26 protein-coding genes and 4 tRNA genes are annotated in these 24454 nt (G+C 48.7%); 20 read left to right on the forward strand and 10 right to left on the reverse strand.

Going from position 1 to position 24454, the window contains the following annotated elements; all coding sequences use genetic code 11:
* The first annotated feature begins 72 nt into the window (after nucleotides 1-72).
* From JWH17_RS11635 to JWH17_RS11655, 5 genes are all read left to right on the forward strand, one after another.
* Complete coding sequence (locus tag JWH17_RS11635; RefSeq protein ID WP_205222797.1) at nucleotides 73-1203, forward strand: branched-chain amino acid ABC transporter substrate-binding protein; 1131 nt, start codon at nucleotides 73-75, stop codon at nucleotides 1201-1203.
* Nucleotides 1204-1375: 172 nt separating this feature from the next.
* Nucleotides 1376-2272: a branched-chain amino acid ABC transporter permease gene (locus JWH17_RS11640; RefSeq protein WP_205222798.1), complete on the forward strand. Its 897-nt coding sequence runs from the start codon at nucleotides 1376-1378 to the stop codon at nucleotides 2270-2272.
* Nucleotides 2272-3228, forward strand: coding sequence for a branched-chain amino acid ABC transporter permease (locus JWH17_RS11645; RefSeq protein WP_232371056.1), 957 nt, complete (start codon nucleotides 2272-2274; stop codon nucleotides 3226-3228). Before JWH17_RS11640 ends, JWH17_RS11645 begins: the two co-directional genes overlap by 1 nt.
* On the forward strand, nucleotides 3218-3994 hold the full coding sequence (locus JWH17_RS11650) for an ABC transporter ATP-binding protein (protein ID WP_205222799.1): 777 nt from the start codon (nucleotides 3218-3220) through the stop codon (nucleotides 3992-3994). The genes JWH17_RS11645 and JWH17_RS11650 overlap by 11 nt, the downstream gene beginning before the upstream one ends.
* Nucleotides 3987-4709, forward strand: coding sequence for an ABC transporter ATP-binding protein (locus JWH17_RS11655; RefSeq protein WP_205222800.1), 723 nt, complete (start codon nucleotides 3987-3989; stop codon nucleotides 4707-4709). The genes JWH17_RS11650 and JWH17_RS11655 overlap by 8 nt, the downstream gene beginning before the upstream one ends.
* Before the next feature lie 66 nt (nucleotides 4710-4775).
* On the opposite strand, the gene pyk is transcribed toward JWH17_RS11655, so the two are convergent.
* The gene (gene pyk / locus JWH17_RS11660; RefSeq protein WP_205222801.1) at nucleotides 4776-6560 is read right to left on the reverse strand and encodes a pyruvate kinase; all 1785 of its coding nucleotides are present in this window, start codon (nucleotides 6558-6560) and stop codon (nucleotides 4776-4778) included.
* A gap of 160 nt (nucleotides 6561-6720) precedes the next feature.
* On the opposite strand from pyk, the gene JWH17_RS11665 reads away from it, so the two are divergent.
* Together JWH17_RS11665 and JWH17_RS11670 are read left to right on the forward strand one after the other, a co-directional pair.
* Entirely contained in the window at nucleotides 6721-7020 is a 300-nt protein-coding gene (locus JWH17_RS11665) for an MTH1187 family thiamine-binding protein (RefSeq protein WP_205222802.1), read from the forward strand.
* A gap of 88 nt (nucleotides 7021-7108) precedes the next feature.
* Nucleotides 7109-7342, forward strand: coding sequence for a hypothetical protein (locus tag JWH17_RS11670; RefSeq protein ID WP_205222803.1), 234 nt, complete (start codon nucleotides 7109-7111; stop codon nucleotides 7340-7342).
* A gap of 56 nt (nucleotides 7343-7398) precedes the next feature.
* On the opposite strand, the gene JWH17_RS11675 is transcribed toward JWH17_RS11670, so the two are convergent.
* Nucleotides 7399-7878, reverse strand: a complete 480-nt coding sequence (locus tag JWH17_RS11675; RefSeq protein WP_205222804.1) for a hypothetical protein — start codon at nucleotides 7876-7878, stop codon at nucleotides 7399-7401.
* A 95-nt stretch (nucleotides 7879-7973) separates the two neighbouring features.
* Here JWH17_RS11675 and JWH17_RS11680 point away from each other — a divergent pair, with 95 nt between their 5' ends.
* The gene (locus JWH17_RS11680; protein ID WP_205222805.1) at nucleotides 7974-8597 is read left to right on the forward strand and encodes a DUF4136 domain-containing protein; all 624 of its coding nucleotides are present in this window, start codon (nucleotides 7974-7976) and stop codon (nucleotides 8595-8597) included.
* A gap of 106 nt (nucleotides 8598-8703) precedes the next feature.
* Here JWH17_RS11680 and JWH17_RS11685 read toward each other — a convergent pair.
* The 4 genes from JWH17_RS11685 to JWH17_RS11700 form a co-directional block, all read right to left on the reverse strand.
* Nucleotides 8704-8781, reverse strand: a tRNA-Glu gene (locus JWH17_RS11685).
* Nucleotides 8782-8797: 16 nt separating this feature from the next.
* Nucleotides 8798-8873: transfer RNA gene (locus tag JWH17_RS11690), tRNA-Lys, on the reverse strand.
* A gap of 335 nt (nucleotides 8874-9208) precedes the next feature.
* Nucleotides 9209-9286, reverse strand: a tRNA-Glu gene (locus JWH17_RS11695).
* A 16-nt stretch (nucleotides 9287-9302) separates the two neighbouring features.
* Nucleotides 9303-9378: transfer RNA gene (locus JWH17_RS11700), tRNA-Lys, on the reverse strand.
* Nucleotides 9379-9580: 202 nt separating this feature from the next.
* On the opposite strand from JWH17_RS11700, the gene rdgC reads away from it, so the two are divergent.
* The 6 genes from rdgC to hemW all read left to right on the forward strand — a co-directional run bounded on the left by rdgC (nucleotide 9581) and on the right by hemW (nucleotide 16297).
* Complete coding sequence (gene rdgC / locus JWH17_RS11705) at nucleotides 9581-10186, forward strand: recombination-associated protein RdgC (protein WP_205222806.1); 606 nt, start codon at nucleotides 9581-9583, stop codon at nucleotides 10184-10186.
* Between the two features lie 37 nt (nucleotides 10187-10223).
* Nucleotides 10224-12239 (forward strand): tetratricopeptide repeat protein, encoded by a 2016-nt coding sequence (locus tag JWH17_RS11710; RefSeq protein ID WP_205222807.1) that lies wholly within the window; start codon nucleotides 10224-10226, stop codon nucleotides 12237-12239.
* Between the two features lie 131 nt (nucleotides 12240-12370).
* Nucleotides 12371-12910, forward strand: coding sequence for a hypothetical protein (locus JWH17_RS11715; RefSeq protein WP_205222808.1), 540 nt, complete (start codon nucleotides 12371-12373; stop codon nucleotides 12908-12910).
* A gap of 61 nt (nucleotides 12911-12971) precedes the next feature.
* Nucleotides 12972-14399, forward strand: a complete 1428-nt coding sequence (gene gatB, locus JWH17_RS11720) for an Asp-tRNA(Asn)/Glu-tRNA(Gln) amidotransferase subunit GatB (protein ID WP_205222809.1) — start codon at nucleotides 12972-12974, stop codon at nucleotides 14397-14399.
* A 10-nt stretch (nucleotides 14400-14409) separates the two neighbouring features.
* A complete protein-coding gene (radC, locus tag JWH17_RS11725; RefSeq protein ID WP_205222810.1) occupies nucleotides 14410-15156 on the forward strand; it encodes a RadC family protein in 747 nt (248 codons plus the stop codon).
* Nucleotides 15110-16297: a radical SAM family heme chaperone HemW gene (gene hemW / locus JWH17_RS11730; protein WP_205222811.1), complete on the forward strand. Its 1188-nt coding sequence runs from the start codon at nucleotides 15110-15112 to the stop codon at nucleotides 16295-16297. The genes radC and hemW overlap by 47 nt, the downstream gene beginning before the upstream one ends.
* On the opposite strand, the gene JWH17_RS11735 is transcribed toward hemW, so the two are convergent.
* Nucleotides 16244-16525, reverse strand: coding sequence for a hypothetical protein (locus tag JWH17_RS11735; RefSeq protein ID WP_205222812.1), 282 nt, complete (start codon nucleotides 16523-16525; stop codon nucleotides 16244-16246). The genes hemW and JWH17_RS11735 overlap by 54 nt on opposite strands.
* Nucleotides 16526-16665: 140 nt before the next feature.
* Between JWH17_RS11735 and JWH17_RS11740 the strand changes: the two genes are divergently transcribed.
* The 4 genes from JWH17_RS11740 (at nucleotide 16666) to JWH17_RS11755 (ending at nucleotide 20543) form a co-directional block, all read left to right on the forward strand.
* Complete coding sequence (locus JWH17_RS11740; RefSeq protein ID WP_205222813.1) at nucleotides 16666-17502, forward strand: MBL fold metallo-hydrolase; 837 nt, start codon at nucleotides 16666-16668, stop codon at nucleotides 17500-17502.
* Nucleotides 17503-17923: 421 nt separating this feature from the next.
* Nucleotides 17924-19543: a fumarate hydratase gene (locus JWH17_RS11745; RefSeq protein WP_205222814.1), complete on the forward strand. Its 1620-nt coding sequence runs from the start codon at nucleotides 17924-17926 to the stop codon at nucleotides 19541-19543.
* 67 nt (nucleotides 19544-19610) lie between these two features.
* Nucleotides 19611-20147 carry an LOG family protein gene (locus JWH17_RS11750; protein ID WP_205222815.1) on the forward strand — a complete coding sequence of 179 codons (537 nt, stop codon included), beginning with the start codon at nucleotides 19611-19613 and terminating at the stop codon, nucleotides 20145-20147.
* A 21-nt stretch (nucleotides 20148-20168) separates the two neighbouring features.
* Entirely contained in the window at nucleotides 20169-20543 is a 375-nt protein-coding gene (locus tag JWH17_RS11755) for a PilZ domain-containing protein (RefSeq protein ID WP_205222816.1), read from the forward strand.
* Between the two features lie 48 nt (nucleotides 20544-20591).
* On the opposite strand, the gene JWH17_RS11760 is transcribed toward JWH17_RS11755, so the two are convergent.
* On the reverse strand, nucleotides 20592-21500 hold the full coding sequence (locus JWH17_RS11760; RefSeq protein ID WP_205222817.1) for a DMT family transporter: 909 nt from the start codon (nucleotides 21498-21500) through the stop codon (nucleotides 20592-20594).
* Nucleotides 21501-21645: 145 nt separating this feature from the next.
* Between JWH17_RS11760 and JWH17_RS11765 the strand changes: the two genes are divergently transcribed.
* Entirely contained in the window at nucleotides 21646-21930 is a 285-nt protein-coding gene (locus JWH17_RS11765) for a hypothetical protein (RefSeq protein WP_205222818.1), read from the forward strand.
* Nucleotides 21931-22489: 559 nt separating this feature from the next.
* Here the strand turns inward: JWH17_RS11765 and JWH17_RS11770 are convergent.
* Nucleotides 22490-22759 (reverse strand): hypothetical protein, encoded by a 270-nt coding sequence (locus JWH17_RS11770; protein WP_205222819.1) that lies wholly within the window; start codon nucleotides 22757-22759, stop codon nucleotides 22490-22492.
* A 384-nt stretch (nucleotides 22760-23143) separates the two neighbouring features.
* Here JWH17_RS11770 and JWH17_RS24865 point away from each other — a divergent pair, with 384 nt between their 5' ends.
* Entirely contained in the window at nucleotides 23144-24025 is an 882-nt protein-coding gene (locus JWH17_RS24865) for an excalibur calcium-binding domain-containing protein (RefSeq protein ID WP_205222820.1), read from the forward strand.
* A gap of 81 nt (nucleotides 24026-24106) precedes the next feature.
* Here JWH17_RS24865 and JWH17_RS11780 read toward each other — a convergent pair whose 3' ends face one another.
* Entirely contained in the window at nucleotides 24107-24316 is a 210-nt protein-coding gene (locus JWH17_RS11780; protein ID WP_205222821.1) for a rubredoxin, read from the reverse strand.
* Nucleotides 24317-24454: the final 138 nt, after the last annotated feature.

Raw genomic sequence — 24454 nt, forward strand, 5'->3', positions numbered from 1 at the left:
GAAAATTAAATAACAGTACGTTACCACTTAGACTGAACTACAGATAAACAAACACTTGACGTGGAGGAAAGTATGTTGCGAAAAAGAGCTTTGTTTATGTCTTTACTGAGTTTTTCCCTTTTTGCGGGAACAGTAAATGCCGAAGATGTACTGAAAGTGGGTGTTCAAGCGCCGATCACCGGCAGCTATGCCAATGAAGGACAGGGTATTGAAAACGGTGTTCGCCTGCTGGCCGAACAAATCAATGCCAAGGGCGGTGTGCTCGGTAAAAAGATTGAAGTTATTACCTGCGATGATCAGGGAACCGCAATGGCTGCAGCGATTTGCGCCAAAGACCTGGTCAACAAAGGCGTCAAAATGGTTATTGGTTCCTACACTTCCACCTGCGCTGAAGCTGCGCAAAAAACATACTTCAAAGCCGGTGTACTGCAAACTTCGGACGGCACCGCCGACAGCCTGACCGAAAAGGGTTATTGGACCTTCCTGCGAAACTCCTTTCCAAACAGTGCGGAAGCCGAATTCGCAGCCAAATACCTGGTTGAAGTCAAAAAGTACCAGCGTATTGTTGTTCTCTCCGACTTCTCCACCTATGCCGACGGTCTGGCTAACGCCACTGAAGAGGCAATCAAGAAGCTGGGCGGCAACGTTGTTTCGCGCGACAAAATCAAGGCTGACTCCCAGAACTTCACCCCGGTCCTGACCAATATCAAGTCCAAAAAACCTGACGCTATCTTCTTCGCCGGATACTATTCGGATGGCGGTCTGCTGCGTGCCCAGCAGGTTGCTCTCGGCATCAAGGCCGACTTCTACGGCGGCGACGCCAACGATAACCCAGACTTTGTCAAGCTGGCCGGTTCTGCTGCCAAGGACGCTTTCATCATTAACGTTCCTGAGCCCGCTGCCCTGCCGACTCCTATTGCCAAATCCTTCATCGCCGATTACCAGGCAAAATACGGTGAAATGCCTCCATCCATCTGGGGTCTGATGAATATCGACGGCATGCGCGCCATCATCCACGCCATGGAACAAAACGGCGACTTTGACACCAAAAAAGCCGCTGATTACCTGCACAACATGGACAAGCCTCTGGACGGCATCACCGGTCCCATCGCCTTTGCCAAGGATGGAAACCGCAAGGGCGGCGCCTACGTCGTCAAGCGCATCCAGGAAGACGGCAGCTATTCAAACGAGTACGTTCAATAGCTGACGCATCGTTACACAAAGGGCGGGAGAAACTTTTCTCCTGCCCTTGCTTTGCCCTGAAATCACCACCAGAAAAAACCGGAACCTCTGCCCTTCAGGCGCGAGTAGAGGACAAAGCCCTCCTCCCCTGGCTCTAGAAAGGCAGCAGTCATCAACCCCGGAGAAATTTTTTATGGACATTTTTCTGCAACAGCTTGCTAACGGCCTGACCATCGGCAGCATGTTTGCCCTGGTTGCGCTCGGCTATACCATGGTTTACGGCGTCATGAAGCTGATCAACTTTGCTCACGGCGACATGGTCGCGGCCTCAGCCTTTGTTGGCCTGACCATCTATACCCATGTCATGGGCCAAGCCACATCGCTCTTTGCCGTCATTGCCATTTTCCTACTCTCTGCCGCTTCCATGGCCTGCGTCGGTATTATTCTCGAACGGGTCGCTTACCGCCCGCTGCGCACTGCCCCCAGACTCTCGGCCGTGGTTTCTGCCCTGGGTGCCTCAATGATCATCCAGAATGGTATCATGCTCATCTGGGGACCGCGCATGCGTATATTCCCAGAACTGGTACCGCAGGTTTACTGGGATTTCGGCGGCGTTGTCATCAGCCTGATCCAGGTCATCATCCTGATCCTGTCCTTGGTTCTGATGGTTGCCCTTTACCTGTTCGTCGAAAAAACCCGCATGGGCGCAGCCATCCGGGCCTCATCAATCGATCAGGATGCAGCTAGACTCATGGGGATCAACGTCAACAACGTCATTGCCCTGATCTTTATCATCGGCTCCTCCCTCGGTGCTGTCGGCGGTCTGTTCATAGGGCTCTACTATCGCGGCATCACCTTCAACATGGGCTGGCAGTACGGCCTCTACGCCTTTATCGCGGCGATCATGGGCGGCATCGGCAACATTCCCGGCGCCATGCTCGGTGGCATGCTCCTCGGCCTGTTCAATGCCTTTATCTCCGGCTATGTTTCCAGTACCTGGGCCGACGCCTTTACCTTTATCCTGTTGATCGTAATCCTGATTGTCCGTCCCACCGGTATTCTTGGTGAGCGGGTTGCGGAGAAAGTCTGATGGAAATACTCAAACGTTTCAGCCTTCCTGTCTTTATTGTTTTGATGGCAATCCTGCCTCACCTGCTTAACGATCGCTGGCAGGCGGTCGCCATCACCTTTCTGGTGTTCACGGTCGTGGCCCTGTCCCAAGACATTATTCTCGGTAAGAGCGGTATGTTCCATATGGGACAAGCCCTGTTTTTCGGCATGGGTGCCTATGCCACGGCCATCCTCAACAACCAATTCGGCTGGCCGATTCTTGCCACCATCCCGGTCGCCATCCTGGTTCCGGCCCTGTTCGGTATTCTGCTTGCAGGCCCCATCGTTCACTTGCGCGGTGACTACCTGCTGGTCGTCACCATTGGCTTCAATATCGTCTTCGTGCAGGTTCTACAAAACAATCTCGGCGGTGTCACCGGCGGCCCCAACGGCATCTTCGGCATCGATTCCTTAAGCTTTTTCGGCACTGAGTTGATGAGCCAGATCGCAGTCTATTATTTTGCCTTTATCGTGCTGCTTATTACCTTCTGGGTCATGCACAATCTTGAGGGCAGCAAGGCGGGCCGCGCTCTGCACTATTTGCGCGAAGATCCGCTGGCAGCTGAAAGTATCGGCATTAACACCCGCGTATACAAAATTTTCGCCTTCAGCCTGGGTGCCGGTCTGGCCGGCCTGGCCGGAACCGTTTTTGCCACCCAGTACGCAGCGGTCAGTCCTGAAGCCTTCGACTTTATCCAGTCAGTCCTTTTCTTCAGCATTGTCATCGTGGGCGGTTCTTCGATTCCGGGAATCCTGCTCGGGGTGTTCGTGATGTTCGTTCTGCCCGAGATTTTCCGCGAGTTTGCGACTTGGCGTTATTTCATCTTTGGCTTTGCAATGATCCTGGCAATGATTCTGCGTCCCCGTGGCATCGTCCCAGCCACCTTTGGCAAAATTCCAAAGTTTTTGATCAAGGGAGGCAGCCATGGCGCATAATGAACTGATCCTGACCAACGTCACCAAACGCTTCGGCGGCCTGACCGCTGTCGATGACCTGACCATGAAGGTCGAAGACGGCCAGATCTACGGCATCATCGGCCCAAACGGAGCCGGCAAGACCACGGTCTTCAACTGCATTACCGGTATCTACAAATCAGAAGAGGGCTCGGTTAACTGGCGCGGCGAGGAGATTCGCGGCCTGACCCCGTACCAGATTGTTGACCGCGGCATTGTCCGAACCTTTCAAACCATCCGTCTATTCAGCCAGATGTCAGTGGCCGAGAACATCATGAGTGGCCGCCACATCAAGAGCAAGCAGAGCTGGTGGCACGGCATTATCCCCACGCCGGGAAAGGCTCGTGACGAGATGGAGAACTGGAAGAAGGTCGAGGAACAGCTCGATTTCTTCAAGCTGAGCGAATTTGCCGCCACGCCAGTAGGATCCCTGCCCTACGGCATTCAGCGCCGGGTCGAGATGGCCAGGGCCATGGCGGTCAATCCGACCCTGCTGATCCTTGACGAACCGGCTGCCGGGCTCAATGACAAAGAAACTCTGGGACTACTTGAAACGATCTTCAAGATCCGTGACAAAGGGGTCACCGTGTTGCTGATTGAACACGACATGGATATGGTCATGGAGGTGACTGACTACCTAACGGTCATCAACTTCGGCCGCAAGATCGCCGAAGGAACACCGACTGAGATCCAAAAGGACCCGGCCGTTATCGAGGCCTATCTTGGAAGTGAGGATGACGATGAGTAACGACGCCCTGTTTGAAATAAAAGACCTCGAAGTCTCCTATGGCAGTATCGCCGCCATCAAGGGAATTTCTCTTGAAGTGCGCAAAGGGGAGATCGTCACCATCTTAGGTGCCAATGGGGCCGGTAAAACCACCACCATGCGCACTATCAGCCAGCTACTCAAGGCCAAGTCGGGCTCAATCACGTTTAAGGGCCAGGAGTTGACCCAACTGCCAGCCCACAAGATCGTTCAGCTTGGTATCAGCCACTCACCCGAAGGTCGGCGGGTGTTCGGCATCCTTACGGTGGAAGAGAACCTGATGCTCGGCGCCTTCAGCCGCAGTAAGATGAATAAAGAGACCTTGAAATGGGTCTATGAGCTGTTTCCGCGTCTTGAAGAACGACGCAAACAGCTGGCCGGTACCCTCTCGGGTGGAGAGCAACAGATGCTCGCCATCGGCCGATCGTTGATGAGCGACCCGGAGATGTTGTTGCTTGATGAGCCTTCTTTGGGTATCGCCCCCATCCTGGTCAAAGCGATTTACGAGCAGATCAAAGAAATCGCCAAGAGGGACGTTACCGTCCTGCTGGTAGAACAAAATGCCAAGGCTGCATTAAAGCTGGCTGACCGAGGCTATGTACTTGAAGTCGGAAAAATCGTCTTTTCCGGAACCTCGGCAGAGCTGCTGAGTTCACCGAAAATCCAAGAAGCGTATCTGGGCAAAAAAAGGCATTAAGAGAGACAAACCGCATCAATCATCACGCAAACTACACATCAAACCGGTACCAATCATGGTGCCGGTTTAGTCTATCTCAACAACCTGCACAGCCCCCACCTGCTTGACACCTGTCCAGGTGATCCTTGCTCCTTCAACGATACCGATAACGTCACCCTTCCTTATATAGCCCCATTCTTTTGCCAATACCATTGAACGGTGCACCATTTCGTTGCGATTGAGTTCCTCCCTGATAATCAGCGGAAAAATATTGTTATACAGACACGCATGGCGAGCGATATGCACGGACTTGGTTATCAGCAGGGTCGGCACCCTTCTGTTCCACTTGGAAAGCGAAGGATAAAGAACGCCATCAGGATCAAGTAAAAGGGTGGCTCGTATATTGGCCAGACTGGTAATAGCGGCAAGAGCGGGATTAACCGAGGTATCACCAGTCACCTGCCGATAATGCTCAGGAGATGTATCCTTATATTGCTCTTCCTCGCAAATAATGGAAGCCATGGTTCGCACCACATTCACCGGATCCACCCCGACAGCTGTCTCCTGAGAGAGCATTACCGCATCTGTACCTTGCTTGATAGCCATACTCACGTCAGTGACTTCAGCCCTTGTCGGCCTTGCGTTGGTTGTCATCGAATCAAGCATTTGCGTGGCAGTAATAACCGGCGTACTCTGTTCCCAGCACAACTGGATAATTCGTTCCTGGATTCGCGGCACCCTTGCTGCGGGTAGCTCCACCCCCATATCTCCTCTGGCAATCATAATAGCATCTGAGACAGCTATAATTTCCTTAATGTTCTGCACGGCCTCGGGTCGTTCAATTTTGGCAACGACCTTGATATTACGCTTACCTGATCGGTGGATGAACTGCTTGACCTCATTCACTTCATCAGCCGTCCGTACAAAAGAGAGTGCCACATAATCTACAGAATGAACCAGTCCCCACTCCAGATCCTGCCAATCTTTCTCCGTAAGACTTGGCAGTGATAGGTCGGTTGAAGGCAAGTTGATCCCTTTACTCGATTTCAATGTTCCCCCACAAACCACCTCGCATTGAGCTTCTTCGCTGTTTGCTGTTATAACACGCAGCTCAAGCAGACCGTCATCCAGGAGAACAGGGTCGCCTGGACGCAGGTCACCGAGTATTGACGGCATTATGGTAGAAAAACGTTCAGTGCTCCCTGTTATTACTTTTGCCTGGATCGTGATTTTGGCTCCCACTCGCAGCCCTATGGATCCTCCCACCATGGGACCAGTCCTGATCTTAGGTCCGCAGAGATCCTGGATTACGGCAATGGGTTTGTCCCACAGATTTTCGGATTCCCGAATGGCGCACAGGTTTTGTCTGTGTTGCTCATAAGTGCCATGGGAGAAATTTAGCCTGGCCACATCCATCCCGGCAAGCATCATCTTCCCCAGCACATCAGGAGAATCGCATGCAGGCCCGATCGTGCAGACAATACGAGCCATCTTGTTGACACTGGTATGCGATTGGGGGGTAATAGTTGCAAGCACGGCAAACAGCGCTTCAAAATCAACAGGTTTAGAAAAAACATTGACAACGTTCCGACTCTTACTCAACCTGTGGATAATGTCCGCGTCTTCAGAGGCCGCTGTGATAATAATCAGTGGTAATTGAGGACAAATAACCTGGATGGCATCAATAAATTTAAATCCATCCCAATGGGGCATCCGGATATCACTGATGATGGCATCATAGGCATTGGATGCTGCCAATTGAAAGCCCTGGTGACCATTGGTAACAGCCTCGACCTCGTACCCCGCCTTTTCCAATCTTACTTGTAATATTTTCTGAACAGGTGCATTGTCTTCCAAAATAAGAATGCGCATAGCGGATGCTCCGACAACGAGTTACTGATTGAATACATATATTATTTATAGCATAGTGCAATCATCAGCAGATTGGAAATAGAACACTTACGAAGGCTTCTTTTCGGCACCAACAGCCTCTCGCAAAAAAAAACGAAAGAGCAACTGTATGAGGGATGATATGAACGTAATAATGGATCTTTGCCTGGTACCCATCGGGGTTGGTGTTTCCGTCTCAAAGTATGTGGTGGCTTGCCACCAAATCCTGCAGGATGCAGGGCTTAAGACGGAACTTCATGCCTATGGCACCAACATTGAGGGTGAATGGGATACGGTAATGGATGCTGTCAAAAAATGTCACGAACAGGTCCATTCCATGGGAGCCCCCAGGATAACAACCACCATCAAACTCGGTACCAGGAATGATCGAGAACAGTCCATGGAAGACAAGGTGCAGAGTGTTCGAACGCAAATGCCCTGACCGGCCGGGTCCCGGATTTCTCATAAAATGAGAAAATGCTCATGAGAAATTCGGGTTATATCTCACTCAATGCAAGGAGGAGCAAGAGATGCAAGTATCCAGATTTGGAAAAAACAGTGTTTTATTACTTACAGGAGCGTTGAGCATGCTCGCCATTTTCCTGCTCACTGGAGCAGTTACCCAGGCTCCTCCTGGAAAATACGAGATGGAAGTAGTGGTCCGAGACCGAAGTACTCAAATTTACGTGCTCGACACAACAACAGGGGCAGTCAAATGGGTGGATGCAATGAACACGCCTTTTGAGCAAATGAAGGGAGACTGACTTACGACTGCCGCCAACAAAGCGTTTGCCTTTCTTTGCAGGCAACTGCCTTACACTTAGTTTTGCTTAAAACCTTCCGGCTTACACGGCCCGTATGTTGGTTCGGCTGGCGGAAAAACCTCGATCTTACCTGGCTCCGCTATTCTGACTGAGGTCAAATGCCATTTTGCATACCAGTACCCAGCAGCTGTACCATCTGGAGCCTTGATCACAGCACCGGAGAAAGTGCACATGCTGTTTCGTTGTTGTCTGGTGTTGTTTATCAAGGAGGCTAGTTGCTGCTCCGGTTGCTTAAGCGATGTCCAGAGGCGTGATACCAGCTGATACTTTTGCTGTAGGGCAATAATGGCTACCGGTGATTGCTGGCGCCCATAATAATAATAATTGTGTCCTGGAATAACTGTTGCCGACGAAAAAAGTTTCTCCACCTCACTGTCGACAACGACCTTTCCCCGAGGAGCGGAGGCACACCCTAAGAAACAAGCAGGAGCGACCAAAACCAGCAACAGATGACAGATGATGTATTTCATACCCATAAACCATTTCCTATAGTTGTGAATGCTATCGTCCAACCCTTTATCAATAAGTTACTAAGTTGAAGCCCTACACCACCATAGCTAAGAGGATAGAGATGCCGAAACACCATTTTATAAGACATTTGATAATCATCGCCCTGCTTTTAGTGCTTTTCGGATGCAGCCCTTCAACCAAGATTACCTCTTCATGGGTACAGCAACCTCCCCCCGCAGCAAGTATAAACAAAATCCTTATTATCGCTCTTTCCAGAGATACAACTTCTCGCAAGCTCTGGGAAAACAGTTTTGCAGAACAATTTGTACGTAGAAATACGCAGGCCATTGCCAGCCACACCATTACCGAAGAGCCCATAGCACCGCAAGAGGAGGCTATTCTACAAATTATCCAACAGGCAGGGGCAGACACAGTGCTGATCACCCACTTAATTGATAGCGAAACAACAACCAAGTGGCATCCAGGCACAGTCCATTACGAACCTTCCTTCTATTCAGGCATGTATGGCTATTACGGTCACGCCTATCAGGCGGTATACAGTCCACCCACAGTAACCACCCGAACGGTTGTAAGCCTGGAAAGTAATATGTATGATGTATCCACAAAAAAGCTCGTCTGGGCGGCCCAATCAGCCACAATTAACCCTAAACTGCTGAAAACCGATTTTGACTCGGTGGTAAAAGTACTTCTTGCTGATTTACAGAAAAAAGGTGTGCTGCATTAAAAATCACTCATGAAAACGCTTTTAGCGAGTTTTTTCATAAAATTCTTAGCATAACCCTATAAAATAGGAAAAGGCCCTTAGCAAATTTGCTAAGGGCCTTTATATATGGCGTCCCCAAGGGGATTCGAACCCCTGTTGCCGGCGTGAAAGGCCGGTGTCCTGGACCTGACTAGACGATGGGGACAGGTCTTTATGGTAAATGGTGGGTCGTGCGCGGCTCGAACGCGCGACTCTCTGCTTAAAAGGCAGATACTCTACCGGCTGAGTTAACGACCCTCCGGTTGGAGCGCTTTTTTTTACATGTTTTTTTTCACTGTGTCAATATAAAGTACGACTATTCACACGAAAAATTTTGGTGCTCAGGAAATGGATGGAAAAAGACGTTATCAGTTTTGCTTCAGCCCCCATGAATATATGCTGTATTCATTAACAACTCCCCCCTTTCGATGGCTTCCAAATCTGCATTCGCCGGCCAATGGCAAATTTGAACCTCAAAGAATGAGCTCATGAGGAAATGATCGACAAAAAAAAATGATCAGGAAAAAATGAAGTAGAAAAATCCCATAAAACAGGAAAAGGCCCTTAGCAAATTTGCTAAGGGCCTTTATATATGGCGTCCCCAAGGGGATTCGAACCCCTGTTGCCGGCGTGAAAGGCCGGTGTCCTGGACCTGACTAGACGATGGGGACAGGTCTTTATGGTAAATGGTGGGTCGTGCGCGGCTCGAACGCGCGACTCTCTGCTTAAAAGGCAGATACTCTACCGGCTGAGTTAACGACCCCCGTTTGGAGCGCTTGTTTTTACATGTTTTACCCAGGCATGTCAATATAAAAAGCACACTCCCATTGTTTTTTTTTACTTACCCAAAAAAGCTTTTTCTAAATACCTTGTTCCCCTGGAACAGGTTTGCTATATTTTTAAGTATTACCATCTTGGACGCTATCAAGACATAATAGACCAATACAAAAGGATTACAAAAGGTTATGGGACTTATTTCCGGTGCTGCATCGTTCACCAGGTTTTCAGTTGTGGGCGAGCTGCCCGATCATTTTTGGGACTTTGTAGCCGATCGGGTAGCTGCAAACAGTTTTCGCGACATTGACGACACCATAGATGAATACTCCATTGGCTGGGTATCTGTTGCCGATATGTTTGATGCTGATTTTGCCTACAGCTCCTATGCTGCTGGAGATTATGTAGTGCTGACCATGCGCACGGACGAACGAAAGGTTTCCCCTGCTGTGCTAAAAAAATATACGATGAAGGAAGAAGCACGTATTAAACGGGAAAAAGAAATTCCACGCCTCAGCAGGGCAGCTCGCCTGGAGATAAAAGAGCGCATTCGCGCTGAACTTATCCGCAAATCCGCTCCCATACCTGCCACCTACGACCTATGCTGGAACCTCTCAGAAAACACGCTTCTTTTCTTTTCCACCAGCAAAAAAGCCATCGCACTACTGGAAGACCTCTTTAAAGAAACCTTTGCAATGTCTCTTATTCTGCAAATTCCCTGGCTGACCGGCTTAGACATGATCAACGAAGACGCGACTGAAAATTACGAAGCAATGCGTCCGGCAGTCCTCCTCTAGTGGATTTCCACCGCACCTAACACCGAACGGAGACACCATGAACAGCATTATCCTTGCAGTCATTGCCATTATGGTCGTACTTGGCGCCACCTTGTTGGTGAAAAAAATAAGCAGTAAAAAAACTGAGGAAACGCTCCCCACCTCAACCGGTGAGCAGGATACACAAGAACAAGAGGCAATAAAAGCCAGCAAGGAGCAAGAAGAAGCGGCACCAGCTCAAGAACCTGTTGAGCAAGAGGAGCCCCAGCTCGTTGAGCCGACACCGATCTTTCAGGAAGCATCGCCGGCACCTGTGGCGGAAAAGAAACTGCAGGAACCAGAGGAAGTCGCCGAGGAAATACCTGTAGAACCTGAAAAAGTTCAGTCCATGGAGATGGAGGAGACTGAAGCTTCTCCCCTTGACATAGAGTTGGAGTCGGAAGAAGCAGCCCAGCCGGCAGAAACGATTGTCTCCCCAGTGAGCCTGGAAATGGAGAGCAGCCCTCTCCCGGAAAAAACCGAGACAGGAGAGCCCGAGCCTGGGCAAGAACCAGCACTCCATCCGGAAGCTGATGAGCAAGAGGCAGCGATTCTTGACCAAGGTGCGCCTAAAGCAACAGACGCCACTGAGGAACCGGCAAAGAAGGCTCAACCCGCCCTCGACATTATAGAACCGGAAGAGCCTGATGCAGTCAAACAGGAACAGATCGCTGAAGAACCGGTTTCTCCCGCTGTGGCAGAGGAAGAACAGCAGGAACCAAAGCGGGTCGATGAACAATTAACGACAGAACCTGCATCGGCGACGCCCATTGACACAGAGGAAATTGCAGCTCAAGTCGCGGTTGCCACCATAAAGCTGACCCTTGAACAATATGCAGAGCGACTCAACCAACAGGAAGAACAACAGCGCGAAGCCCTGCAACAGGCGATAGCAACTCAGCAGGACCAAAAAAGGGATACCCTCCAGCGCGAGCTGGTGTTGATGAACGAAAAACTTGCGGTGCTTGATGAAAGCTACCAGGAGGAACTTTCCTGCTATGACAATGTGCTCCAGGCACTGGAAGAACTAGAAAACAGCCTTGGACAGGAGGCCGTTGCTCAAGCAAAAAACGACCTTATCGCCGGCAGACCTGAAGCAGCAGAATCACTGCTGGCTGACCTAATGAATGCATCAGGTACCGCAAAAGGTGTTGGAGCTTTTTACAGCGGCATGCTTGCAGAACATCGATTCGACCTTTTGACAGCTCTCCAGCGCTACCAAACAGCAGTGGAAGCAGACAGCGAGAACTCCGACTACCTTTATGCTGCAGGACTTACCGCTCGACGACTTTTCAAATACAATGATGCCGTGAAATGGCTGGAGCAATATGTAACCATCTGTGCCGGGACGTATAAGGACGATCCAGTCCTGCTCGCTCAAGCCAAGCGCGAACTGGCATACACCTACGTGACCAGCGGTCAACATAAAAAAGCAGGTCCGATGTACAAAGACGCAATGACGGGGTTTAGTAAACATTTAGGACCGGAGAGCCCGGAAATGGCCATCAGCTGGTTCCAGATTGGAGAACTCCAGGAAACGCTGGGAGAATACGACAAGGCAGCTGCACTCTATAAAAAAGCCCTTGCAATCCTGGAAAAAAAGCAAGGCAAAGATCATCCAATGCTCACCGGCGTGCTGGACAAACTTGCGGCCCTTTGCATGGAGCTGGAAATGGAAAAGGAAGCAGTCCCTCTTTATGAACGTTTGGTTGCCATACGCAATAAAACACTCCGCCCCAACCATCCTCAGCTAGCAATGAGCCTTAACAATCTTGCGGAGTCATACCGGCTGCAAAGACAGTATGCTGAAGCAGAGGGATGCTACCAGAAATCCCTTTCTATTGCAGAGCAGACCCAAGGCAAAGACCATCCAAGTGTGGGGGCAATTCTCCAGGAGCTTGCCAAATTATGCTCTAACCAACGTAAAAATGACGAAGCAGAGAAATATCAGACCAGGGCTACGGCTATTTTTGAAAAAGCAGTGGCTGCAGAGGAAAAACGGTCTAAAAACACTTCTCTTTCTCTGGATTTATGATTAAGTGCAGGGCATTTTAATAATCCCTCACACCGACTATAGGGTATCTTGAGCAAAAAAAATTTTCGCCAACGCTTGAAGCAAACGAAAAAAAATGCTGCAAGATGACCTGAACATGATGAGTTAAAACTATGGATCTTGTCGATCTTATACAGGAAAAGCGCTTCCTTGGTCAGGAATTCCTGGCCTGGCTATGGTACAAATCCGAAGAACGAGGAGGCAGTGTTGAGCTTCCTGAAATTGGAGATATCCTGGTCGTCTTTGAAAAACATATGCTGCTGGAATACGGCGAAGGCGATGCCAGCGAAAAAGTAATCTGCCGAGGTCTGCAGACTGAGCTCAAAGAAGCCCGTGAGGGAATGCGGCTTGCTAAAAAACCAGAACAGGCAAGGCTGCGCATTGCCCGCGGTGATCACGAGTACGGGGTAACCCTAACTGCAAGCGTAATGGAATTTCGGAATGTCCGCCTGCCGAAAACCGCAGGAACAGAAGACGGCAACGATGCCGACAGCCTGGAAGGGCAGATCCTGGAAAGAATTGTCCTGTTTGAAGAGCTGACTTTTCTTGTCAACGAACTTTTTCGGATGTTTATCAATATCAGAGTGTCTGATAGCCAGTGGGCCGAGGAACTGATATTAATACGTCAATGGGTTGGAGAAGGACTCACGTAAAACACATAAGCATCCGTTTTTCATGTACTAAAAAAACGATATATACACGAGTAGGAATTTCATGGAATTTGAAACCGTAATCGGGCTGGAAGTCCATGCCCAGATGAAAACCAAGAGTAAAATATTTTGTGGATGTTCAACCGAATTCGGCGCACCACCCAACACCCACACCTGTCCTGTTTGCCTGGGAATGCCCGGTTCCCTGCCAGTACTCAACAAACAGGTCGTTGAGTCAGCCATCAAACTCTCACTGGCAACAGACTCGAGCCTAAACCACCAAAATATATTTGCTCGGAAGAATTATTTTTACCCGGATCTGCCCAAAGGGTATCAGATTTCACAGTTTGAGCTGCCCATTGCCGAACACGGCAAACTGGAAATAGACGTCGACGGTACCTTGAAAAATATAGGTATCACCCGGATCCATATGGAAGAAGATGCCGGAAAATTGGTCCATGACGAGCTGGAACCGGTTAGTTACGTTGATCTCAACCGTACAGGAACGCCGCTTTTAGAAATTGTCAGCGAACCTGACCTGCGATCACCGGAAGAGGCTGCAGCCTACCTGAAAAAGCTGCACGCCATAGTCAGGTATCTGGATATATGCGACGGCAACATGCAGGAAGGGAGTTTTCGTTGCGATGCCAACATCTCCCTAAGACCAATGGGGCAAGAAGCGTTGGGCACCCGGACCGAACTGAAAAATATGAACTCTTTCAAGAATGTTCAGCTTGCCCTTGAGTACGAAATAAGGCGTCAACGAGATGTCCTCCTTGATGGCGGCAAGGTCGTCCAGCAAACCCTTTTATGGAATCCGGACAAGAACCAGACCGAAACCATGCGCGGCAAGGAAGAAGCCCACGACTACCGATATTTTCCAGACCCTGATCTCGTCCCCGTGGTTGTTGACAGTCAATGGATCGACACCGTTCGCAAACATTTACCCGAACTACCCGACAACAGAAGAAAGCGTTTCACCGATGAACTGGAGCTCAGCGACTATGATGCCGAGATATTAACCAGTTCACGTGAATTGGCGGATTATTTTGAAGCAGCCCTTGGGGAATATAGCAACGCAAAAAAACTGGCGAATTTTCTTGGCACCGAGCTGCTGCGTGAATTCAGTGCGGAAAATATTGATGCCTGCCCTGTCAAGCCTGTTCAGCTCGCTCGCCTGATGAACATGATCGAGGACAACACCATTTCAGGCAAAATCGCAAAAACGGTATTTGCGGAAATGCTTGAATCCGGAGCAGATCCTGATCTGATCGTCAAAGAAAAAGGCTTAGTACAAATGAGCGATGCAGGTGAACTGCAGGCCATTATCCAAGAAATAATTGCCGCCAACCCCGGACAGGTTCAGCAGTTCCGTGAAGGCAAAACCAAGGTTATAGGCTTTTTTGTGGGCCAACTCATGAAGCGTACCAAGGGAAAAGCCAACCCTCAACTGGCCAACAAGCTTTTCCAACAGGAACTCAATAAACAATAGCTGTTGAACAGTGGACAAACAACAGTGGCAGGAAAAAGGCAAGGGCCATCGTCAACGCTTGCGCGATAAATTCCTGGAGCAAGGGATAGCAGCCTTCTCAGACAGCGAAATCATCGAGCTGTTGCTGAGCTTTGGCACGCCCCGTTCCGACTGCAAAGATCCGGCGCGCTCTGCCCTTGAGCATTTTGGCTCACTACCGGCGGTACTGGACGCTCCAGCTGCTCAATTGCAGGAGATAAAAGGATTGGGGGCAAAAAACATCTTTGCCCTCCAATTCATACAGGCAGTTGCCAGACGTTACCTGCGACTTCGCCTGGCTGGAAAACAGTATATCAGCTCATCAAAAGAGGTTGCCGACTACCTGATCCACACCATGCGCGGCTTAAAGCGCGAGGTACTGACAGTTGTTTTTCTTGATGCTGCCCATGCGATTATCGACACTGAAATTGTTGCTCAAGGAACAGTAACCGTTAACACCGTTTACCCCAGAGAACTCATTGCAATGGCACTGGAATACAATGCCAGTGCCATGGTCATCGCACACAATCATCCCTCGGGTAGCCTCCAGCCTTCCCCCCAGGACAAACAGCTGACGACCTCCCTTCATCTTGTCTGCTCGTTCATGCATATTCAGTTACTGGATCATATCATTGTCGGCTCTGGTGAGCGAGTGTTCAGCTTTGCCGACCATGGGCTCATGGATTCGATCCGTGAGCAGTGCAAAGGCACACTGGCCCGACTTAACCAGCATGGATAAAACCGGTCCAGGCGTATACCTGCACGTCCCTTTTTGTTTAAGTAAATGCAGCTACTGCAGCTTTTACTCCTGCACAGCAACCGATACAGGTATTCGGCAATATCATGCAGCCGTACTTAAGCGGTTGAACACTCTTCGCCACCACGCTCCCTGGAAATCCCTCACCTTTACCACCATTTTTTTTGGCGGAGGAACCCCGTCCATTCTCCCGGTTCCACTGCTCGCTGAACTGCTCGCCCGTATCAAAGAAAGCTTCTCTATCACCAGTGATCAGGCTGAGATTTCCATTGAAGTCAACCCTGCCACCATTGACCAGGAAGGGCTGGGCAAACTTCGCCACGCCGGCTTTAACCGGCTTTCCATAGGTTTTCAGTCTCTTGATGACCAGCAGCTTAAACGTATTGGTCGCCCCCATTCAGCAAATGATGCCCTGGAAACGTATGTGACGGCAAGAAAAGCCGGCTTTAGCAACATCAGCATCGACCTCATGTATGGTCTGCCCGACCAAACGCCTGAACAATGGAAAAAAATACTGGGCCAGACCATGGAGCTTAAACCGGAACACATATCCATGTACGAACTCACCCTTGAGCCTGGTACGCCTTTAGCCTCTGCTGTCGACAGGGGAGAAATATCCCTGCCCGATGAAGATGCAGTAATGGAGATGATGGAAATAACCCGGGAAACTATCAGCCACTCGCCTTTCAAACGATACGAAATTTCAAATTACGCCCGTCCTGGGTTCCGTTGCCGGCACAACCTTAATTACTGGAATAACGGCAGTTACCTGGGAATCGGACCGGGAGCTGTTTCTGCCTTTGAAGGAAAAAGGTGGAGCACCAGGGAAGATCTTGCTCAATTTTTAGATGCTACAAAAACACCTCGCTCCATAGAAGGAGAAGAGGAGGTGCTGAATCATGAGGCCTATTTTCGCGAAACCGTTGTAATCGGTCTCCGCTTGACAGATGGGATAGATCTGAAAAAACTGCATGATCGATTCAGCATTGATCCAATGACCTACTATGACAAAACACTAACCCACCTGATTGCGCAAAAACTGCTCAAACTTGAAGGCTGGAATCTCAGTTTAACCAAACATGGGCTTGCGTTGGCCAACACCGTTATGGCAGAACTGGTATAGTAATTTCAGTTGATGCAGCTCTCCTATTTTCAGGAACGTCAACATCTTTAACAGCAGCTCCTCCTTCCTCCTTTTGCCCATCGTCCCCTCTTTTTTCTGTTCTTCCGGGGAAACAATGACAGCATAGCGGTCTCGGGTATCTTCTTCTACAGCATCAAAAAACATCATCTGCAGCGTAGCACTTCTGCCTGCCCTGCCGGCTTCTTTTTTGAGAAACGTAGGGCTCACCGACGACCCCAGTTGCAAAAGAAAAAAAGCAAAAAGTTTTTTTCATCATGCTCTCTTAAATAATAAAGGGTAGTTTAATCGGTGAAAATCATAATTAATGCCAGTAGGCTTAACACCAGAGCCATAAGGAGGACAAGTAGATGCAATGTGAATGTACGGTGCTATGTGAAAATTCAGTTGCCGGCTCATTAGGATTCATCGGCGAGCATGGATGGGCTGTCCACATCAAAGCGGGCGACAAAAATATTTTATTTGATACCGGCCAGGGATTAGGGCTGATCCATAACAGCAAACTCCTGGATATTGATCTGAAAAAAATAGACGCCATTGTCATCAGCCATGGTCACTATGACCATACTTCCGGGCTGCCGGATGTCCTACACATGACAGGCAACAAACAAGTATTTCTCCACCCGGATTGTTTCACCAACAGATACTGGACCAAGGATGGCGAGTGCAGAGAAATCGGCATTCGCTACAAAAAAGAGTACCTGGAATCACTGGGTGCTGTGTTTGTGCCCAATACCCAGTTAACCGAAATAGCTGATAATGTATTCCTTACCGGCGAAATACCTCGAGTCTCTTCATTTGAACAACCTGACCCCTTCATGAAAATAAAAGGCCCGAAAGACGAATGGCAACAGGACAACCTTCTCGATGATCAATCCCTGGTGATGCGTACCGACAAAGGACTAGTCATCATTCTTGGCTGTGCCCATGCCGGCTTGATAAACATCCTTACCCATGTCAATAAACAGTTTCCAGGAGAGAATATATATGCAGTCTTTGGTGGGACTCACCTTGGCTTTGCCGATGATGAGCAGTTCGAGGCCACGGTAGCAGCACTTGACGACTTCAGTATTCAAAAGATAGGTGCTTCCCACTGTACCGGCCTCAGCAACACTGCCAAATTGCACCATCGATTCGGTGAGCGTTTTTTCTTCTCTTCAGTAGGGTGCCACTTCAATTCCGACTGAGACCAATATGAATCATCATTCACCGCCATTATCCGGTTTTTCCAGGAAAAAATAACTTTATTCAGCCTGCCTCTTGCCTTTGTCCCGCGAGCGGAGTAAAAAAGGATGGCTGTGAACGTTAGGTTCCATTATCTCCCATATATCGGGAGATAATGGCCCGACGTCATGTTGTTTTCTAGTGCCCGGCCACAAATGGTATTTAGGCCCGACAGCAGCGTTATGCTTACAATTTTATCCTCGCAGGTAAGCGGAGACTCCGATATCAAACATATGCCTGTGGTAAAATTGAAAGCATGCCTTGCTTTCAAACCAAAATTCTCATTTCCGGCAGACACTATCTAAAAAGGGGGGTGAACCTTTTTGAATATCCCGGTTTGTAAACAACCGGTTCCACTTTATTCAACGAACAAGGAGTAACATCATGGCAGACTTTGTGTACCAAGATCCGTTCCCACTGGGAAAAGATGAAACCCAATTCAGAAAGCTCGAAGGGTCTGAAAAATACGTTTCTGTAGAAGAGTTCAATGGTGAAAAAGTGCTGAAAGTTGCACCGGAAGGCATCAAAGAACTGTCCAACACGGCAATGCGTGAAGTATCCTTTTTACTCAGGCCGGCTCACAACGAAAGTGTTGCGAAAATTTTCAGCGACCCTGACGCCTCTGACAATGACAAACAAGTGGCTCTGGCAATGTTGAGAAATGCGGAAGTCTCTTCAAGCTTTGTCCTTCCTTTTTGTCAAGACACAGGTACGGCGTGTGTTGTTGCGAAAAAAGGCCAGAATGTATGGACAGGATGTGACGATGCCGAGCAGATTTCAGCAGGGGTCTACACCACGTATACCGAAGAAAACCTGCGTTACTCTCAGAATGCCCCGTTGAACATGTATGATGAGGTAAACACAAAGTGCAACCTGCCTGCACAAATTGATATCTACGCGACGCAAGGCGATGAGTACAAATTCCTTTTCATTGCCAAAGGTGGCGGCAGTGCCAATAAAACCTATCTCTATCAGGAAACAAAAGCATTGCTCAACCCAGGAACTTTGAAAAAGTTTCTGATCGAAAAAATGAAAACCCTGGGCACCGCGGCTTGTCCTCCTTACCACATCGCTTTTGCCATTGGTGGCACAAGTGCGGAATCCAACCTGAAGACAGTCAAACTTGCTTCCGCCAAGTACCTTGACAATCTCCCCACCAGCGGCAATGAGCATGGTCGCGCGTTCAGAGACCTGGAACTTGAAGCAGAGCTGCTTGAAGCTGCCCAAGAACTTGGCCTCGGTGCTCAGTTCGGCGGTAAATACTTTGCCCATGACATCAGGGTCATCCGCATGTCTCGTCATGGGGCCTCCTGTCCTGTGGGTATGGGCGTGTCCTGTTCCGCAGACCGTAACATCAAGGCCAAGATCAACAAAGACGGTTTCTGGCTTGAACAAATGGATGCAAACCCTGGTCGTCTGATTCCAGATGAATACCGAAATCGTGATTCATCACAGGTGGTCAAGATCGACCTGAACCAGCCCATGGAAAAAGTGTTGGCGGAATTGACCAAGCATCCGGTTTCAACCGCACTCTCCCTGACTGGAACGATCATTGTTGGTCGCGATATCGCCCATGCCAAATGGAAAGAGTTGCTTGACAGCGGCAAACCATTGCCTGAGTACCTGAAGCATCACCCTGTTTACTATGCCGGCCCGGCTAAGACACCCGAAGGTAAGCCTTCCGGTTCTTTCGGTCCAACCACTGCCGGCCGTATGGATTCCTATGTGGACCTGCTTGAGAGCAAAGGCGGTGCAATGGTCATGATTGCCAAAGGTAACCGTTCTCAGCAGGTAACAGATGCCTGTAAAAAGCACGGCGGATTCTATCTTGGCTCCATCGGTGGCCCTGCAGCACTGCTGGCTGAAGAGAACATCACCAAAGTAGAATGCCTCGATTATCCTGAATTGGGCATGGAAGCAGTGTGGAAAATTGAAGTTGTGGATTTCCCTGCTTTTATCCTGGTTGATGATAAGGGCAATGACTTCTTTGAAGGATTGTTATAATATAGTGTAATAGATTACTAGTCCCGGCGGATTTCTCTGCCGGGACTTTCCCTTCATTGGTTACACTATGGATGATCTGAAGACTTCCGAAGCCTGGCGGATTTTCCGAAGCTTGGCGGAATTAACAGACGGCATTGAATCCCTTAACGATATCGGCCAAGGCGCCTCGTTTTTCGGAGGTGCTCGTTTTAAAAAAGATTCACCCTATTACCAGGCTGCAATGCAAACGGCCTCCCTGCTCACTGCAAAGGGATTAACCATTATCACCGGCGGCGGACCCGGCATCATGAAAGCTGCTAACCGTGGATGCATTGAGGCTGGCGGCACCTCTGTCGGGCTCAATATTGAGCTCCCCCGCGAGCAACATCCCAATCCTTTTCAAAGCGTCAGCCTCAATTTTCGTTACTTCTTTATTCGCAAACTCATGTTTGTCCGCTATGCCATGGCCTCTATCATTTTTCCCGGCGGCTTTGGTACCATGGATGAATTTTTCGAATCTCTTGCCCTGATGCAGACAGCAACATATAAACAAAACACCCTCACCGCAATTGCGGCACAGCGCTGTTTCTTTTTCAACAGGCAACAGAATCAACTATTTCAATAATCACCATAGAGAGGCTAGCTGATGGCGTCTGAAAAAAGAAAATTCACTCGTATCCCGCTCCCATTTGAGCTGACTCTCATCCTTGAAGACGGCTCCTCCCACAAAGTAAATCATTTTGATAACGTCAGTGTAGGGGGTTGCCTGGTCTCACTGCAGCCCGAATATGCAGATCACACAACATGTACCGTAAAAATAGAGCTAGGTCAGGATCAAGAACAGGAGCCTACCATCCTGGCCCATGGCAACATTATCCGTCACAATGATCACCAGCTGGCAATCCAGTTTACCTCAATAGACCCTGACAGTCTCTTTCACTTGCAAAATCTTATCCGATACAACTCGCCGGATCCCGACAGGGTAGACAGTGAAATACAGCTGCACAAAGGGATACTGTAAGGCTTTTAGCTGTTGAGTGATCACTAGGACAACGCTTTACGGATGTAATCAATGGACTGCCGTTCTTTTTCCCGGGAGTATAGCCGGACCGGCGACAAGCAGCACTATCCCTACAAAAAGCAATCCCATCCCAAAATATTCCATGACCATTAATCGTTCGTGGAGGACAGCGATCCCCAAACATGTTGCGGTCAGGGGCTCAGCAAGGGACAGGGTAGCGGCAGTACCGACATTGACATCTTTCAACCCTTTGGCAAACAACCAATAGGAAACGGCGGTGGTCATGATACCTAAGTGGAGCGCCACAAGCAGCCCACCGGATGAAAAGATCCATGAAGCATCATAAAGAAACAAAAAAGGTGCCAATAAAACTGCTGCCAAAGAAAAAACCAGAGCAACGACCGCATCCGCAGCACACTTCTCAAGCAGCCCCTTCATGGTGACCGTATACCCGGCATACGAAAAGCCGGCACCTGCGGCAAGGAGTATACCATTAAAATCGGCGTGCAGCCCCTTTCCCGGCAACACCAGCAACAGACAACCAGCCACTGCCATCAGGGTGGACAGGCCCCACACAATTCCCAGCCGTTCCTTACGAACAAAATATCCTAAAATACCAGCAAAAACGGGCGCGCTGCCTATGGCAACCATTGTTCCTACGGCGACCCCTGTCTTGGCAACGCCTGAAAAAAAACACAGCTGATACGCTGCTACAAAAAAAGCAGAGACGCCAACCAGAAATACCGACCACTCACCCTCTTTTCGAAAAGAGCCACGGAAAAGAGAAAAAGCCAGCAGCGCCAACCCGCCAACAGCCAGCCTGGCCGCTCCAACAGATAGTGGATTCGCTTCAGCCGGCGCCAACCCCTGGGTAGTCCCGGTCGTGCCCCAAAGCATTGCGGCCCCTAGAATAAGCCAGACACCCGCGAGTTCCTTCTTTTTGCTATGTGTTGACAAAAAAGCCTCCCTTTCTCCACTTCACCAAAAAAAAAAATTCCTTCCCGCTCTTGAGCAGCCTTTACTTACCTTATTACGGGAACAGGGTAAAACTTTTTCCCCGGGAAGGACCAATTAGAAAGAAATTGTGGCATAACGTGTGTCTATGTCAAACCACAATAATAATGTTTCATCGCTTCCCGAAAGATATGCTGCATATAGGCGACAGGCATATATTGATGCACTACTTGCCGGCACTCACAATCTGGCTGCTGGTTTTTGTGTTAATGGTAAAATACAGGAAACGTTTGCCCTTTTGGCTTTGAGGTGGCTTCAATCTAGTATACATAAGGTTCCTTATACGATAGATCATATGGGCCAATATAACCGGGTTCTCGACAGCAAAAAAGGAATGGAACGACATCGCAGTGTAGACTCGCCGAAGTTATGATCGGAAAGGGTGCTTGAAGAAACGAAAAATGGAGGGCTATTTAATGAATAACAAATGTAACTATTCAGCGAAGATCTAAAAACTGTCAATTTACCCCGAACTGTAACTTTTCAGCAGTGCTCCAAATGTTCACACGCTGACCGATTAGCAGATAAGCCCCGACTTCGGTACATCGGTATGCTGAGCGGGCAGATCGTGGAGAGTTGGGGTGCTGCTGAATAGTTACTAACAAATAACCTCGATTTCCCCTCTGTCGGTAACTGGTTAGCAACGTTCCAGAGGCGTACAATCATCCGGGATTACGAGTAATACTCCTTTTTCCTGACTGATCGTACGCAAAGGTGAGTATAGACGCCGTGAAGTGCAGCTCAACAGTTACCCGAAACAGCTCATAAACACTTTTCTGATTACGTACAAAACTCAGCCAATTATCTACCGAAACAGACAGGGGACTGATTTTATTTCTCTTTTAAACCCGGGAGACAGATCGAAGACTCCGATCTGTCTCCCGAGTCCCCAAAAAGAGTCCCCAAAAAAAATGGCTGAATTTTATGGGTAATCAGAAATACTTTTGTATCCCATAAACACATGACGCTATGATCGCACTGAGTAAATAGACATTTAAGGAAAACATACCACTAAACAGAGAGGCCCCGAGCACCTGTAGCCGCTCGTTAAAGGAGGCATCACCGCGGACAATTCTATGCTCTGCAATACCCAGGCTTATTGTCGGCCGTTTTTTGTATAAAACTTTTGTGAACGCCGACAAAAATGCTCGTATGGTTAGCACTGCTAACAGTACAGGCCATGCTATCGATACCCACTCCATGTTGCCCTCCTTTTGTTTTTTACCTTCCCCCACAACTCAAACAAAAAACCAAGCACAGCAATACGCAACGCATACCAATAAATTTACAACTTGCCATACTCAATGGCAATCATTGATTTTATACGAACAGCCGGCCCGAGGAAAGGATGCGAAAAGGAAGATCCGACAGCGTAGGAGCAGCAGAGAGTATACCGCTCTAAAAATCGTAGAAAAATAGTCCTCGCCTTTTTCAAGTACATTGCAACAACGGCGAGAGAGAGACGAACACCGAATATTCACTGTCGAACTCCAGGCTTTACAACGGTTAGCAGTCCTTTTACTCTCCCTAAAAAAAACAGCCCTCCACAGATATCCGGAAACAATATTACCAACAAGAAGCATACAATGAACATCAGCAAAAAATATTTTCTTCATTTCGCATGGGTTTTCGTCGTTAGCCTCCTCCTGGCCACAGCATCGCCTGCGACCACAACCTTTCACCTCACGACCACAAACGCTGTACACGATATTGAGTGTGATTACCTGGAAATTGACAACAATCAGGTCATGTGTACAGCCAACAACCTCCTTATCACCTATGATCTCGCCAAAGTAACAAGTGTGAAAGTCATGTCACCGGACAAATCGTATTATACCCAGCGTTTCACCCCGGAGACGATAACTAAAATCAACAGTCTCAATTATGAAAAATTATCCGGCACCAAGGCAGCACATGCTGAGACCTCGCCTCTTTCAGCGACAGCTCATCACTTATCCCTTGACTCTTTCCAAGAGTTCTTCCAATCGTTAAAAAAGCGATACACCAATCAGATTGCCACCAGCACGTTGCACCTTATCCTGATAGGGGCAGGAGTTGTTCTATTTGTCATTGGCGGTATCTGGTACATCATTGAAACATTTCGCACAGGCATTGTATGGGGCCTGAGCTGCTTGTTCCTCCCGCTTGTTTCCTTGATTTTTCTTTTTGTGCATTGGAAAGTTGCAGCTAGACCTTTTTTGGTATCAATGCTTGGTATAGCACTGCTCGTTTCGGCGACACTCTTTGTGCCTGCAAGTGAGGCCATCCCAAACATTCATACATCGCTATCGACTCAACGGGTAATCAAAAAGGCAACCTCTGGGACCTATCAATGTAAGGGCAAAGTGTATTGTTCGGAGATGACATCATGTGCCGAGGCAAAATTCTATCTGCGCAATTGCCCCGGCACAAAAATGGATGGCAAACATGATGGCATTCCCTGTGAAAAACAATGGTGCAATGAGTGAAAACGAACAAAGCCAATCACTTTGCGGGTGATTGGCTTTGTTCAGCAACAAAAAAATATACGTTTTTCAATGAAGAACGAATTAAATACCATCCTCAAGAACAGAACCCGGCCCGGCTAACGGTCTAAAAGTTTTCTTGGATGAACCGCAAAAAGGACATTGCCAATCATCGGGTAAATCCTTAAAAGCGGTGCCGGCAGGTGTATTTGTTTTAGGCTCTCCTTTGTCTGGATCATAAACATAGCCGCAATTGCTTACCTGACATTGATACATATCTTTAGGGTCAGCCATTTACTTCCTCCTCTTATGAATTTATCTAAAGGATCACTGATCAAACACTAACAATATTTATTATCAACAACAAGCCTAAAAAGACTCGTAACTATTTAGCCTGGATTTCTCATCAGTTCAGGCAGTGCCAGGTTCAAA

The sequence above is a fragment of the Desulfogranum marinum genome, from assembly GCF_016918565.1.
GTDB classification, from domain to species: domain Bacteria; phylum Desulfobacterota; class Desulfobulbia; order Desulfobulbales; family Desulfobulbaceae; genus Desulfogranum; species Desulfogranum marinum.